The organism is Microvirga sp. 17 mud 1-3 (assembly GCF_003151255.1).
In the GTDB taxonomy this organism is placed as follows: domain Bacteria; phylum Pseudomonadota; class Alphaproteobacteria; order Rhizobiales; family Beijerinckiaceae; genus Microvirga.
Map to the genome: position 1 here is coordinate 2,112,229 of NZ_CP029481.1, position 14,729 is coordinate 2,126,957.

Genomic DNA, 14,729 nt, shown 5'->3' on the forward strand with positions numbered 1-14,729 from the left:
ATGTACCCTTGCGGTGGCTTTTCGCCGCCAAGCCTTGCCATTGATTTGGCGAAACCGTGCTACAAATTCAGCTCTCCTAAAGGAAGAGTTGAATCATGGCCTTCGCTGCGCGCGCGGTTTTCGGAATGCGCTTCTATCTCCTTGCGATCCTGGGCTTTTTGCCGTTGCTCTGCAGTTTCGGCCCAGGCGCGTCGGCGGCTCCCTTCCAGACCACTGCACCTACGGCGATTCTCCTGGACGCGGATTCCGAGGCAGTCCTTTTCGAAAAGAACGCCGACGATCCGGTCGCGCCCGCCAGCATGGCAAAGATCATGACCGCCGAAATCGTCTTCAATGAGTTGAAGAACGGCCGCCTGACCATGGATTCCGAGTTCGGGATTTCCGAACATGCCTGGCGGACCGGGGGCGCACGTTCGGGTGGCTCATCCATGTTCGCGAAGGTCAACTCGAGCGTCCGTGTTGAGGACCTCCTGCGTGGACTGATCGTCCAGTCCGGTAACGATGCCGCCATAGCAATCGCCGAGGGCATCTCAGGCACCGAGGAGAACTTTGCGCGGCGCATGAACCAGCGGGCGAAGGACCTCGGTCTTACGAAATCCACCTTCCGCAACCCTACCGGCTACCCCGACCCGGAGCAGAAGGTGACCGTCCGTGAGCTGGCGAAGCTCGCTCTCCATATCATCCGGACCTATCCGGACCTCTACAAGATGTTCGGGGAGCAGGAGTTCACCTGGAACAAGATCCGGCAGCGCAACCGGAACCCACTATTCGCCTTCAACATGGGAGCCGATGGGCTCAAGACCGGCTACATCGAAGAATCGGGCTATGGTCTCGTAGGGTCCGCCGTTCAGAACGACCAGAGGCTTATCGTGGTGGTGAACGGCCTCAAGACCGCGAAGGATCGGGCCGGCGAATCCCGCAAGCTCCTGGATTGGGGCTTCCGGGCGTTCGAGCCTCGCCAGCTCTTCCAGGAGGGGCAGGTGGTGGGCGAGGCTCAGGTGTTCGGCGGGGATCAGCGCTCTCTGCCGCTTGTATCCAAGCGCCCCGTTCGTGTACTCGTGCCTCGTGGCGAGGCGGAACGGGTGACTGCCCGTATCGTCTATACCGGTCCGCTCCGGGCCCCGGTGGCAAAGGGGGCGGAAGTGGCCAAGCTTGAAATCAGCCGGGGCGACATGAAGGCCGTCGAGGTCCCGCTCTATGCCAATGAGGACGTCCAGGTGGGTACGTTGAGCCAGCGCGCGCTGGACGGATTGATGGAATTCAGCACGGGCTGGGCGCGCCGCGCCTTCTCGAGCCTTCTCGAACGCATTTAATGACGGGCCGTTTCATCACTTTCGAGGGAGGCGAGGGCGCAGGGAAATCGACCCAGATCGGCCGCCTCCGACAGCGTCTCGAGGCAGTTCCGCTGGAAGTTCTCGCCACCCGTGAGCCTGGAGGCTCGGTTCGAGCCGAAAAGATTCGTGCGTTCATCCTTGAAGGCAAGGCGAAGCATCTGGGGCCGTTCGCAGAGGCCGTGCTGTTTACGGCCGCCCGCATCGATCATGTCGACAGGACCATTTTGCCGGCGCTCCAAAGGGGCGTTCACGTGCTCTGCGACCGTTTCGCGGATTCCACCAGGGCCTATCAGGGCGCTTCAGGTCAGGTGGATCCAGAACTGATCGGAAGCCTGGAGCGGATCGCCCTCAAGGGGCTGCGCCCGGATGTCACCTTCATACTCGATCTTCCAGCGGAGGTCGGTCTCTCCCGCGTCGGGCGCCGCCAGGCGGACCTTGGAGAGGGCACGGACAGGTTCGAGCAGGAAGGGATCGGCTTCCACCAGGCCTTGCGCGAAGCGTTTCTGGCCATCGCGGAAGCCGATCCTGAGCGGTGCGTTGTCATTGATGCGGATCGCGATCCAGATGCGATCGAGGAGGCGATCTGGTCCGCCCTGCGGGAACGGTTGCCCGAACTGACCGGCGAGACGAGGGCCGCCCATGTCGCGTGAGCGCCAGGCTCAGGGGCAGTCCGAGACGGACGAGCCCGACCGCTTCGAAGGTGCTCCGCATCCCCGGGAGCAGTTCGCCTTCTTCGGCCATGAGGGAGGGGAGGCGGCCTTTCTGGAGGGGCTTCGCAACGGGCGCCTGCATCATGCCTGGCTGATCGGTGGGCCACAGGGGATTGGCAAGGCGACCTTGGCCTATCGGGTGGCCAGAACCATCCTCGATCCGACCCGCTCCGGCGGTGCGGAAAGCCTCGACGTCGCCCCTCAGGCTAACGTCGCCCGGCAAATCATCGCCCTCTCACATCCCAATCTGGCTGTCCTGCGGCGTGCGCCCTCTACGGACAAGAAGGCTGCGTCCGCGACGATTCCCGTGGATGCCGTCAGGCGCGCTCTGGCCACCTTCGCGTCGACCGCGGCCGATGGCGGCTATCGCGTCTGCATCGTCGACAGCGCCGAAGACCTGACCATCGCGAGCGCCAATGCGCTCCTGAAGGTCATCGAGGAGCCGCCGCCCCGCTCGCTGTTTCTCATCGTCAGCCATGCGCCGCAGCGGGTTCTTCCGACGATCCGCTCGCGCTGTCGGCGCCTACTGCTGCGTCCCCTCGAAGATGCTGCCGTGAAAGCGGCCATTGCTTCCCTGGGCGCTCCCTGGGCCGATATGCCGGCGGATGTCGTCGACCAGGCGCTGCGACTGGGAGAGGGATCGGTGCGACGGACCCTCGAACTCCTCGATGCCGATAAGGTCGCCTTCATCGGGCAGGTCACGAGCCTTCTTGACCGACTGCCCCGGGCCGAGACGCGGCAGGTGCTCTCGCTCGCCGAGGCCCTTGCCCGGAAGGACGCGGATGAGAGCTATGATCTCATGCTCGAGACCGTGCAGCGCTGGGTCACGGCACAGCTGCATGCGAAGGCGAGCCTTGGGCCGCAGCGCCTTGCGCCTTTGGTGGAGGTATGTGAGAAGATCGCCCGCTCGGCGCGAGAGATCGATGTCTTCAACCTTGACCGCCGGCCCTTCATCCTGATGCTGTTCGATGACCTTGCCGATGCGGTTCGGCGGGCGGCCTAGAACGTCGTCGGGACGCATCGTTCGAGCAAGGATCTGCCATGGCCGAGAAAGAAAAATTCTACATCACGACGGCCATCTCGTACCCGAATGGGGCTCCCCATATCGGTCATGCCTACGAGATCGTCGCCTCCGACGCGATTGCGCGGTTCAAGCGCATCGACGGCTTCGACGTGTTCTTCATGACGGGCACGGACGAGCACGGGCTCAAGATCCAGCAGACCGCGGACCGCAACGGCACCACGCCGAAGGCCTTCGTCGACGAGATGGCCGGCAAGTTCCGAGCGATGGCCGATCGCTTGAACTGCTCCTACGACCGATTCATCCGCACCACTGATGCCGACCACCTGCCGTCGACGCACGAACTCTGGCGCCGGATGCAGGAGAATAGCGACATCTATCTCTCCAAATATGCCGGCTGGTACTCGGTGCGCGACGAGGCCTATTACGACGAAAGCGAGCTGACGAAACAGCCCGACGGGAGCTGGCGCGCGCCCACGGGGACGCCCGTAGAGTGGATCGAGGAGGAGAGCTATTTCTTCCGCCTCTCTGCTTACCAGGATCGGCTCCTGGCGTTTTACGAGGCGAATCCCGACTTCGTCAGCCCCGAGACGCGTCGGAACGAGATCGTCAGCTTCGTCCGGGCAGGCCTGCAGGACCTTTCGATCAGCCGTACGACGTTCAAATGGGGGCTGCCGGTTCAGGGAGATCCGAAGCACGTCATGTATGTGTGGGTTGATGCCCTCAACAACTACCTGACGGGCTGCGGCTTCCCGGACGAAAACAATCCCCGCTGGCACTACTGGCCCGCCGATGTCCATATCATCGGCAAGGACATCGTCCGGTTCCATACGGTCTATTGGCCGGCCTTCCTGATGTCCGCGGGCATTCCGTTGCCCAAGCGCGTCTTCGGCCACGGCTTCCTGTTCAATCGCGGCGAGAAGATGTCGAAGTCGGTCGGCAATGTGATCGACCCCTTCGAACTGGCCGACACATATGGTGTGGACCAGCTGCGGTACTTCTTCCTAAGGGAAGTGCCATTCGGACAGGACGGCAATTATTCCCATGAAGCCATCGTCAACCGCATCAATGCGGACTTGGCGAACGATCTCGGAAACCTTGCCCAGCGCTCCCTGTCGATGATCGCCAAGAATTGCGGGGCGGCCGTTCCGGAGCCAGGAGCCTTCACCCAGGCAGATCAGGACATGCTCTGGCAGGCAGACGCTCTACCGGGCAAGGCACGGGCGGCACTGAAGGACTTTGCGCTTCACACGGCCTTGAGCGAGATCTGGGCGGTCGTGGCGGAGGCGAACCGCTACTTTGCCTCCCAGGAGCCCTGGGTGCTTCGTAAGCAGGACCCGGCGCGTATGGCGACCGTGCTGTACGTGACCGCGGAAGTTCTGCGAGCGGTTGGTATCCTGGCCCAGCCTTTCGTGCCTGTAGCAGCGAGCAAGCTCTTGAATCTCCTGGCGATTCCGGAATCGGACCGTGGCTTGGCGCAGATCGACCCCTCCCATCGCTTGAAGCCTGGGACTGCCCTTCCGCAACCTGAGCCGATCTTCCCGCGTTATGTGGAGGCGGAGGCCGTCTGACGCTTCCGCTTCAGATGGCCTCCTGGGCCTCAGCGGAAGTCTCGATGTACACGACCTTCATGTTTGCCACCGGGATCGAAAACAGCATCCCGACCATCAACAATGGCCGCACCCGCATCGACGAGATGGAGAAATGCGGCCATTACGAGCACTGGAGGACGGATTTCGATCTGCTCCGGGAGCTCGAGATCGACGTCCTGCGCTATGGACCGCCGCTTCATCTGACCTTTTTGGGGCCAGGACGGTACGATTGGTCCTTTGCGGATATGACCTTCGGAGAAATCGAGCGGCGGGACCTGATCCCGATCGTCGATCTATGCCACTTCGGCGTACCGGACTGGATCGGGAACTTCCAGAACCCGGACTTTCCTGAGCTTTTCTCCATTTATGCCCGTGATTTTGCCAGGCGCTATCCGTGGGTGCAGCTCTATACCCCCATCAACGAGATGTTTATCTGCGCCCTGTTCTCGGCGGCCTACGGCTGGTGGAATGAGCAGTTGACCTCCGATGAGGGCTTCGTGACGGCTCTCAAACACATCGTGAAGGCGAATGTCCTCGCCATGGAGCAGATCCTGAAGGTCCGGCCCGACGCGATCTTCATTCAGAGCGAGTCGACGGAATATTTCCATGCGGAGAATCCCGCGGCCATCAAGCCGGCCGAGGTCATGAACTCCAAGAGGTTCCTGTCGCTCGACCTCAATTATGGAAGGCGTGTCGACTCCGAGATGTACGAATACCTGATGGATAGCGGCATGACGCGGGAGGAATACCATTTCTTCCTCAATCGCTCGGCCCTTCGCCATCACTGCATCATGGGCAATGATTATTACATCACCAACGAGCATCGGGTTCAGGAAAACGGCCACACCCGCTCTGCCGGAGATGTGTTCGGATATGACGAGATCACCCGGCAGTACTATGACCGCTACAAGCTGCCGGTTATGCATACCGAGACGAACATCATGGAGGGCCCGTGCGGCGACGAGGCCGTCAACTGGCTGTGGAAGCAATGGGCCAACGTCCTGCGCATCCGCAACACGGGCGTGCCGATCGTAGGCTTCACCTGGTATTCCCTGACGGACCAGATGGACTGGGACGTGGCCCTCCGCAAGGAGAACAATCGGCCTACGCCGGTCGGGCTTTATGATCTCGACCGAAATATCCGGCCTGTAGGGCGCGCCTACCGGCAGTTGATCCGCGACTGGCGCGACGTGCTGCCGGCCCAAAGCGTCTGCCTCAAGGTCCCGGTTTCCCTTCCGAGCGAATACGACGAGGGTCCGGTGCGGCGGCACCGGGAGGTCACGCGGGTCATGCGCCAGAACGAGGAGGAGGAAGAGGCTCTCCAGCAGGCCGCCCAGTGAGCCGCCGCCGTCTTCCTGCATAGGCGGTCTGGACGAACGTCACCCTATCCGCTTTATGGGAGCCTTACGGGACCGCCGGAAGAGGAGGGGCCTTTCCGCATGTTGATCGATAGCCACTGCCATCTGGACTTTCCGGATCTACGGGACCGTTTGCCGGACGTTCTGGCTGCTGCCGACGCGGCGGGCGTCAAGCGCATGGTCACGATCTCCACCCTTGTCGGCCGCTACGAGACCTACCGTGGCTTGGCGGAGGCGCACGAGGCCGTCTTCTTCTCTGTGGGAACCCATCCGCACAATGCCGCAACAGAGCCGGACGTGCCCGTGGAGCGGATCGTCGAGCTTTCCCGGCATCCCCGCTGCATTGCCATCGGTGAGGCAGGCCTCGATTACTTCTATGACAAGAGCCCCCGCGACGTGCAGCAGCAGGTGTTCCGAACCCACATCGCGGCCGCCCGCGGGACGGGCCTGCCCCTCGTTATCCATGCCCGTGACGCTGACGAGGACATGATCGCCATCCTGACCGACGAGATGGAACGAGGGCCGTTCAAGGCTGTTCTCCACTGCTTCTCCTCAGGCGAGAAGCTGGCGTCCGTAGGTGTGGAACTGGGTCTCTATGTATCCTTTTCGGGTATCCTGACCTTCAGAAACTCGGAGGAGATCCGCCGGATCGCCGGCCTCGTTCCCCGTGACAGGCTCCTGGTCGAGACGGACGCTCCCTACCTGGCGCCCATTCCCTACAGGGGAAAGACGAACGAGCCCGCCTATGTGGCCCATACGGCCCGCGTCCTGGCGGACGTCATCGGCGTTCCGGAGGCCGAGGTTGCCGCGATCACGACGGCGAACTTCTACCGGCTTTTCTCCAAGGCTGCGGAGGCGAATGGGCGGTGACATGAGTTTCGTCCTGACGATCCTCGGCTGCGGGTCCTCCGGCGGTGTTCCGCGCGTGGCGGTCGGGTGGGGCGCCTGCAACCCCGAGAATCCGCGCAATCGGCGGCGGCGCTGCTCCGTCCTAGTGGAGAAGAGAGGGTCTGCCGGCACCACGAGCGTGCTTGTGGACACCTCGCCTGACCTCCGGGAGCAACTCCTGAGCGCCGGCGTCACGCGCCTCGACGCAGTGCTGATCACTCATGAGCATGCGGACCACACCCACGGCATCGACGACCTTCGTCCTATCGTGATCGCCATGCGCCGCCGAATTCCGACTTACGCGGGCCGGGTCACGGGCGAATTGCTGATGAGCCGCTTCGGTTATTGCTTCGAGACACCGCCCGGGAGCGGATACCCACCGATCCTGGAGGCGAGACGGCTCCAGGATGGGCGTCCGGTGGTCATCGGTGGGCCGGGCGGCGAGATCGAAGCTTTGCCGTTCCGGATGGTCCACGGTGATATCGATGCGCTCGGTTTCCGCTTCGGCGACATTGCCTATGCGCCGGACGTCAGCATGATGCCCGAGGCGGCCGTGGAGCGTCTCTACGATCTCGACGTGCTGATCCTTGATGCCTTGCGCTATACACCGCACCCGACCCATTTCTCGGTGCCCGAAGCGCTCGAGTTCATCGAACGCGTCCGCCCGAAACGGGCCATTCTGACCAATCTTCATACGGATCTGGACTACGACGACTTGCACCGCATGCTGCCCCCGCATGTGGAGCCAGCCTATGACGGCCTTCGGATCGAGGCTGCCTGAAGCGTCGGATGGGAAAGATATCAGTTGGGAAAAGCCGGGGAGCTCGGGTCCCCGGTGGAAGTCGCCCCGACTCACGCTAGTTTAGCCGGGTTCCTATCTTCCTCCCTCCCGCAGGAGCCGTAAGGTCGCCCTTATGAGCGTCGCAGACACCGAAACATCGTCAAGCCGTGCATCGCCTCTGGCGCCGTTTCGCCATAAGGTCTTCCGCGCGGTCTGGATCGCGAGCCTCGCGTCGAATTTCGGGGGCCTTATCCAATCCGTGGGTGCGGCCTGGCTGATGACATCCATCGGCGGCTCCGCGGCCCTCGTCGCCATGGTGCAGGCCTCGACCACGCTCCCGGTTATGCTGTTCTCTCTCGCGGCGGGCGCGATTGCCGACAATTCGGACCGGCGGAATTTGATGCTGATCTCGCAGCTCTTCCTGTTCTCGGTGTCGATTGCTCTGACGATTTTCAGCTATTTGGGTCTCATGACTCCCTGGCTGCTGCTGGGTTTCACGTTTCTCGTCGGCTGCGGTACGGCCTTCAACGGCCCGGCCTGGCAATCGCTCGTGGGCGAAATGGTGCCGCGCTCGGATCTGCCCTCCGCCATCGCGCTGAACAGCATGGGGTTCAATATCGCGCGGAGCGTGGGGCCGGCCATCGGCGGGATGATCGTCGCGGCTGCCGGTGCCTTCGCGGCCTTCGCGGTCAATGCGGTGAGCTATATCGGCCTGCTCCTGGTCTTGTTCCGATGGCATCCCCCAATGCCTCGCCGCACCTTGCCTCCCGAGAGCCTGGGGGCGGCCATGGCGGCCGGGATCCGGTATGTAGCCATGTCGCCGCATATCGGATCCGTCCTGTTGCGTGGAGCCGTATTCGGGCTGGCGGCCATTGCTATTCAAGCGTTGATGCCTCTCATCGCGCGCGACCTGGTTCAGGGTGGGCCTCTCACATACGGACTTCTGCTTGGCGCCTTCGGTGCCGGTGCCGTGGCCGGAGCGGCCATAAGCGCGCGCATGCGCCAGGTGATGTCCATGGAGGCGCTCGTGCGGATGTCCTTCATCGGGTTTGCAGGAGGGGCGGCCATCGCCGGGCTGAGCTCCAACACGGTCCTGACCATGGCGGGAACGGCTGTCGCCGGCGCCTGCTGGGTGCTGGCTCTGTCGAGCTTTAATGCAACCGTCCAGCTCTCATCGCCTCGGTGGGTCGTCGGGCGAGCCCTGGCGCTCTACCAGATGGCGACCTTTGGAGGCATGGCGCTCGGGAGCTGGGTCTGGGGTGCGCTGGCTGAGAGCTTCGGCACAGGGGAAGCGCTCTTGATCTCGGCGGCCGTTCTGGTTGCCGGGGCGGGGCTGGGCCTGCGTTTCGCCCTACCGGAATCGAAGTCGCTCAACCTCGATCCCCTGGACCGCTGGACGGAGCCCAAGATTGCGCTCAACATCCTCCCACGTAGCGGTCCTATCGTCATTACCATCGAGTGGATCATCCACGAGAAGGACGTGATGACCTTCCTGTCGACCATGGCGGAGCGGAAGCGGATCCGCCGCCGGGACGGGGCGCGCCACTGGACCCTTCTGCGCGATCTGGAAAATCCGGACATTTGGGTTGAGCGCTATCATAGCCCGACCTGGCTGGACTACATCAGGCAGAACCAGCGGATGACTCAGGCAGATGTCGAAGTGCTGGAGCGCCTGAGAGCGCTCCACCAGGGGCCAGAGCGGCCACGCGTACATCGCATGATCGAACGGCAGACGGGAGGCGTACCGCCCGATGCCACGCATCGTGGCACCACATTTTAGAAGGGCGGAGGGGCGCGGGAGGTTGCGTCGCCCCCCTTTCTTCCTCAGAGAGCTGCAGTGACGGATTCTACAGCCGACTTCGTGGCAGATACGATCTTGTCGGCCTCTTCCTTCGTCAGGCAGAGGGGAGGCGCGAAGCCCAGGATGTCACCCTGCGGCATGGCGCGCCCGATCACGCCTCTTTCAAGAAGCGCTGCCGTGATGCGCGGCCCGACTTTCTCCGAGGCCTCGAAGAAGACCCGATCGTCGCGGTCGCGCACGAATTCGACGGCAGCCATCAGACCCTCGCCGCGGACCTCGCCGACGAAGCGATGGTCGCCGACAGCGTCCACAAGGGACTTCTTGAAATAGGCTCCCATCTCGCGGGCATTGGCCACAAGATCGAGTTCGTCCAGCACCTCCAGGTTGGCGACGCCAGCGGCGGCGCAGAGCGGGTGGGACGAATAGGTCCAACCGTGGCCGATGGGACCGAAAGTATCCGAACCCTGCTCGAGAATGCGCCAGAGCTTCTCGGACACGATGACGCCGGAGAGCGGCGCATAGGCCGAAGTGAGTCCCTTGGCGATGGTGATGAGGTCCGGCTTCATGCCGTAATGGTCCGAGCCGAACATCGTGCCGAGGCGGCCGAAGCCTGTAATCACCTCGTCGGCGATAAGCAGGATGTCGTATTTAGCCAGCACCGCCTGGATTTTGTCCCAATATCCTTTCGGCGGCGGAACAATGCCGCCCGTTCCCAGCACCGGCTCACCGATGAAGGCCGCAACGGTCTCCGGCCCCTCGGCCAGGATCATCTCCTCGAGCTTGTCGGCGCAATATTGCGAGAACTGCTCCTCATCCATGGAGCGGTCGGGGCGACGGAAATAATAGGGCGCTTCCGTGTGCAGGATCGGCGGCCTGGGCAGGTCGAAGAGGTTGTGGAAGGCTGCGAGCCCTGTGAGGCTGCCGCTCATCAGGCCGGAGCCATGATAGCCGCGCCACCGCGAGATGACCTTCTTCTTCTCCGGGCGACCCAGGACGTTGCTGATGTACCAGACGAGCTTGAGATTGGTCTCGTTGGCGTCGGACCCCGAGAGGCCGAAGAACACCCGGCTCATGTTTTTCGGGGCACGGTCGATGATCATCTTGGCAAGGCGGATCGAAGGCTCGGAACCATGGCCCACATAGGCATGGTAATAGGGCAGGGCTGCCGCCTGGGCCGCAATGGCATCGGTGATCTTGGTGCGGCCGTAGCCGACATTCACGCAATAAAGGCCCGCAAACGCATCCAGGCTGCGCTTGCCCTGCCGGTCAACAATGTAGACGCCCTCGCCGCCGGCGATGATGCGGTTCGGGGTTTCGCCGCGCGCGTGCTGGGCCATGTGTGTGGAGGGATGGAAGAAATGGTCCCGGTCCCAGGCATTGAGTTCGTTGTCGAGAGTGTCGGTTTCGTTCAGCATGGCTGGCTCCGGATCAGTTAAGGTCGAGACAAATGTATTTCAGGTCCGTGAAGGCCTCGAGGCCGTGACGTGAGCCTTCACGCCCGAGACCGGACTGCTTCATGCCGCCGAACGGAATGGGAGCACCGGTAATCTTCACACGGTTCACGGCAACCATTCCGTATTCGAGCGCCCGGCCGAGCCGCAGTGCCCTTGCGCCATTCTCGGTCACCACATAGGCGACGAGGCCGTATTCAGTTGCATTGGCCCGGGCGACGACTTCGTCCTCGGTGTCGAAGGCCGTGACGGCCGCAACGGGAGCGAAGGTTTCCTCGCTCATAATCAGCGCATCGTCGGGGACATCTGCGAGCAAGGTCGGCGTGATGTAGAGCGGGCCCGCAGCTGGCCGATCTCCGGTTAGCATCCGTGCCCCGTGGACAAGAGCGTCGTCAATCTGAGCCTGGGCTTTCGACACGGCATTGGCGTGCATCAGCGGTCCGATCTCGGTATCAGGCTCCAGGCCGGGGCCGACCTTCAGTCCTTCGATGCGCCGTGCAAACTCTTTGCAAAAAGCCTCATATACCGAGCGCTGGACGTAGATGCGGTTCGCCGCAAGGCAATCCTGGCCCGACGTGGCGAACTTCGCCCCCATGGCAATCGTGACGGCCTTGTCCAGGTCGGCGTCCTCGAACACAATCAACGGCGCATGGCCGCCGAGTTCCATCACGAGGCGCTTCATGGTGCCGGCGCAGCGGGCCGCAATCTTGCGACCGATCTCCGTCGACCCCGTAAAGCTCACCACACGGACACGCGCATCGTCGCAGAAGCGGTTGGCGATGGGCTCCGCGTCACCCGTCACGATGTTGAAAACACCCGCCGGAAAGCCGGCGCGCTCAGCCAGTTCCGCCAGGGCCAGGGCCGAAAGAGGCGTGTAGGAGGAAGAATGCGCCACCACGGTGCAGCCCGCTGCCAGAGCTGCGGCGGCTTTACGCGTCAGCATGGCAGAGGGAAAGTTCCATGGGGTCAGAAGGGCTGCGACGCCAAGAGCTTCCCGCCGAACCACCATCTCGGCTCCAGGCAGGTGGCTCGTGACGCCCTCCACGTTCAGGCGCTTCGCCTCCTCGGCGAACCACTCCACGAAGGAGGCAGCATAATCGATCTCGCCGAGGGACTCGGAGAGCGGCTTACCCTGCTCCAGGGTCATGATGAGGGCCAGGTCCCCGCGAGCCTCGATGATGAGTTCGTACCAGGCTCGCAGAAGTGCGGCGCGCTTCTGTGGCAAAAGGTTCTTCCAGTCCGGCAGCGCGTCGGCGGCGGCGGCAACGGCTTGTGCAGCGTCGTTCGCACCAAGACGGGACACGCGGGCCACGGTCAGTCCCGAGGCCGGGTCGCGGACCTCGAAGCGCGCATCCGATTGCGCCCCGGTCCAGCGTCCACCGATATAGGCCATCTCGCGCAAGAGACGGGGGTCTTTCAGTCGGGATAATGCGGGATGAGTGTCCATTGTCGCCGGGATGGATGCGGTCGGGTGTGTCATCGCGTTCATGCGGTGCTCTCCTGGAAACCGATGCCTCGCATTCTACTGGGTGTCGGAGCGAGACAGTTTCGGTTTTCCGCCGAGGCGGCAGAGAGACTCTCGGTTTTCGTTACGCGGTACCGAGACTCTGCCGGAGATCAGCCGGCGAGAATGGAGCTTAGGAACTCCCTCGTGCGCGGCTGCTCAGGATTGCTGAAGAAGCGGTCAGGTTCGCCTTGCTCGACGATCCGCCCCTTGTCGAAGAAGCAGACGCGATCCGACACCTCCCGGGCAAAGCGCATCTCATGGGTGACGAGAAGCATGGTGAGGTCATGTTCGTGAGCAAGCCCACGAATGACCGCGAGGACCTCGCCGACGAGCTGAGGATCGAGCGCCGAGGTTGGCTCATCGAACAGGAGAACACGTGGGCGCATGGCGAGCGCCCGCGCGATGGCGACACGCTGCTGCTGTCCGCCCGACAGTTGGCTCGGGTACTGATCCTTCTTGTCGAGAAGTCCCACCATGCGCAGGAGCTCGATCGCCCGGGCTTCCGCCTCGTCGCGACGCATCTTCAAGACGGCGACCGGTGCCTCGACGATGTTCCGCAGGACGGTCATATGCGGAAACAGGTTGAAACTCTGAAACACCATGCCGACATTGCTGCGGATCTTATGGAGATGCTTGTCGCTGGCTTTGAACGGACCGCGTCCGTTGAGCTCATGATAGCTGATCCCGGCCAGTTCCAGCTTCCCTTCCTGGAAAGGCTCCAGCGTCATCAGAATGCGCAGGACCGTAGATTTTCCGGAGCCCGATGGGCCGATCAGGGTAACCTTCTCCCCCTGGCGGACATCGAAGTTGAAGTTATCCAGGACCGTCAGGGCCCCGAAGCGCTTGGTCACATTCTGGAAACGGATGATGGATGTCATCGTAGGGGAATCCCGGCCTTAGGCAGAATTCTCTCAATGAAATGTATGAGAGCCGAGCAGGTGAGGGTGAGGGGGAGAAAAATCAGGCCGACCATGGAGAGCGGCACGAGATAGTCGAAGGTCCGCTCGCCGATCATGTTGGCGAGACCGAGCATGTCGAGTACCGTGACGACCGAGAGGACTGGCGTCTCTTTCAGCATCGATACCAGGTAATTGCCCAATGAAGGGACGATGCGAGGGATCATCTGAGGAATGACGATATCCCGATAGAGTTGGAGCCGCGTCAGGTTGAGGGCGGTCGCCGCCTCCCACTGACCGCGCGGGATCGCATTGATGCCGCCCCGATAAACTTCCGACGTATAGGCCGAGTATTGCAGGCCGAGAGCCAGGGCACCCGTCATGAAGGCAGGCAGGACGATGCCGAAATCCGGCAGGACGTAATAGAGAAAGAAGAGCTGGACGAGGAGTGGCGTGTCGCGCACGAATTCGGTGAAACAGGCCACCGCCCATGAAACGGCCTTGACCCGACTGCGGCGCAGGAGCGCCAGGACAAGTCCGAGCACGAGCGCGATGGCATAGCCTACGGCGGCCGCCTTCAGCGTGACGATAAGGCCGATCCCAAGGATTGGTAGGATCGACGTCGCGAAGGCGAGGGTCGAGGAGGTGTCCCATTCATAGCCGTACATCATGAGTGGGCATCCCTGGGAAAGGCAGCGCCGCGCCGCAGTTTCATCTCGATGAAGCGCATGATGAACATCAGGAACAGCGCGATGATGAAATAACCCAGCAGCGTGAGAGTATAGACCGTTGCGCTGTCGAGAGTGATGTTGCGCAGGGACTGGGCCTGGAAGGTAAGATCCGCAATCGAGATGAGCGAGACGAGGGCCGTGTCCTTGAGGTTCTGGATCGCCAGATTGCCGAAGGCCGGCATCATCTCGATGATCGCCTGCGGCATACTGATGTGCCACAAAGTATAGGATTTGCTGAAGTTCAGCGCTCTCGCGGCCTCATGTTGGGCCGGCGGGACGGCAAGGAGGGCCCCGCGCACCACCTCGGCCCCGAAGGCTCCGGTCAGGAGGGAGAGTGTCATGATGCCGGTAGTGATCGGATCGAACGATATCCCAATCAGGGGAAGCGCATAATAGAACCAGAAGAGCTGCACGAGCAGTGGCGTTCCGCGAAAGAGCGCGATGTAAGTAAACGCAATTCCGGAGAGGATCGGGTTGCTCGAAATCCTTGCAATGCCAGCAACGAAGGCGATGATCCCGCCTAGTGCAATCGACGCCAGCGAGATCACGATGGTGATCTGTGCCCCTTTCATTAGAGGTGCCAGGTATTGTATCCACGTCATCGTCGAGATCTCCTCACGAGCGTGTCCCCCGGCCAAGGCTCGACGGCCATAGCCGGA

At 62.4% G+C, this 14,729-nt stretch carries 13 protein-coding genes; 8 read left to right on the forward strand and 5 right to left on the reverse strand.

Annotation, left to right across the window (positions count from 1 at the left end; genetic code table 11):
- Positions 1 to 95 precede the first annotated feature (95 nt).
- The 8 genes from C4E04_RS10030 to C4E04_RS10065 all read left to right on the forward strand — a co-directional run bounded on the left by C4E04_RS10030 (position 96) and on the right by C4E04_RS10065 (position 9,464).
- Entirely contained in the window at positions 96 to 1,313 is a 1,218-nt protein-coding gene (locus C4E04_RS10030; protein ID WP_109597273.1) for a D-alanyl-D-alanine carboxypeptidase family protein, read from the forward strand.
- Entirely contained in the window at positions 1,313 to 1,984 is a 672-nt protein-coding gene (gene tmk, locus C4E04_RS10035; protein WP_109597275.1) for a dTMP kinase, read from the forward strand. The genes C4E04_RS10030 and tmk overlap by 1 nt, the downstream gene beginning before the upstream one ends.
- Complete coding sequence (locus C4E04_RS10040) at positions 1,974 to 3,047, forward strand: DNA polymerase III subunit delta' (protein WP_109597277.1); 1,074 nt, start codon at positions 1,974 to 1,976, stop codon at positions 3,045 to 3,047. Before tmk ends, C4E04_RS10040 begins: the two co-directional genes overlap by 11 nt.
- Before the next feature lie 38 nt (positions 3,048 to 3,085).
- Entirely contained in the window at positions 3,086 to 4,636 is a 1,551-nt protein-coding gene (gene metG / locus C4E04_RS10045) for a methionine--tRNA ligase (protein ID WP_109597280.1), read from the forward strand.
- A 44-nt stretch (positions 4,637 to 4,680) separates the two neighbouring features.
- A complete protein-coding gene (locus C4E04_RS10050; protein WP_109597283.1) occupies positions 4,681 to 5,997 on the forward strand; it encodes a family 1 glycosylhydrolase in 1,317 nt (438 codons plus the stop codon).
- 99 nt (positions 5,998 to 6,096) lie between these two features.
- Positions 6,097 to 6,885, forward strand: coding sequence for a TatD family hydrolase (locus C4E04_RS10055; RefSeq protein ID WP_109597284.1), 789 nt, complete (start codon positions 6,097 to 6,099; stop codon positions 6,883 to 6,885).
- Between the two features lies 1 nt (position 6,886).
- Positions 6,887 to 7,684: an MBL fold metallo-hydrolase gene (locus C4E04_RS10060; RefSeq protein WP_109600986.1), complete on the forward strand. Its 798-nt coding sequence runs from the start codon at positions 6,887 to 6,889 to the stop codon at positions 7,682 to 7,684.
- Positions 7,685 to 7,817: 133 nt separating this feature from the next.
- On the forward strand, positions 7,818 to 9,464 hold the full coding sequence (locus C4E04_RS10065; RefSeq protein WP_109597285.1) for an MFS transporter: 1,647 nt from the start codon (positions 7,818 to 7,820) through the stop codon (positions 9,462 to 9,464).
- A 44-nt stretch (positions 9,465 to 9,508) separates the two neighbouring features.
- On the opposite strand, the gene C4E04_RS10070 is transcribed toward C4E04_RS10065, so the two are convergent.
- From C4E04_RS10070 to ehuC, 5 genes are all read right to left on the reverse strand, one after another.
- Entirely contained in the window at positions 9,509 to 10,900 is a 1,392-nt protein-coding gene (locus tag C4E04_RS10070) for an aspartate aminotransferase family protein (protein WP_109597287.1), read from the reverse strand.
- A 13-nt stretch (positions 10,901 to 10,913) separates the two neighbouring features.
- Positions 10,914 to 12,416 carry an NAD-dependent succinate-semialdehyde dehydrogenase gene (locus C4E04_RS10075; RefSeq protein ID WP_371682061.1) on the reverse strand — a complete coding sequence of 501 codons (1,503 nt, stop codon included), beginning with the start codon at positions 12,414 to 12,416 and terminating at the stop codon, positions 10,914 to 10,916.
- A 137-nt stretch (positions 12,417 to 12,553) separates the two neighbouring features.
- Complete coding sequence (gene ehuA / locus C4E04_RS10080) at positions 12,554 to 13,321, reverse strand: ectoine/hydroxyectoine ABC transporter ATP-binding protein EhuA (protein ID WP_109597289.1); 768 nt, start codon at positions 13,319 to 13,321, stop codon at positions 12,554 to 12,556.
- Complete coding sequence (ehuD, locus tag C4E04_RS10085) at positions 13,318 to 14,010, reverse strand: ectoine/hydroxyectoine ABC transporter permease subunit EhuD (protein ID WP_109597290.1); 693 nt, start codon at positions 14,008 to 14,010, stop codon at positions 13,318 to 13,320. The genes ehuA and ehuD overlap by 4 nt, the downstream gene beginning before the upstream one ends.
- On the reverse strand, positions 14,007 to 14,672 hold the full coding sequence (gene ehuC / locus C4E04_RS10090; RefSeq protein WP_109597292.1) for an ectoine/hydroxyectoine ABC transporter permease subunit EhuC: 666 nt from the start codon (positions 14,670 to 14,672) through the stop codon (positions 14,007 to 14,009). Before ehuC ends, ehuD begins: the two co-directional genes overlap by 4 nt.
- Positions 14,673 to 14,729: the final 57 nt, after the last annotated feature.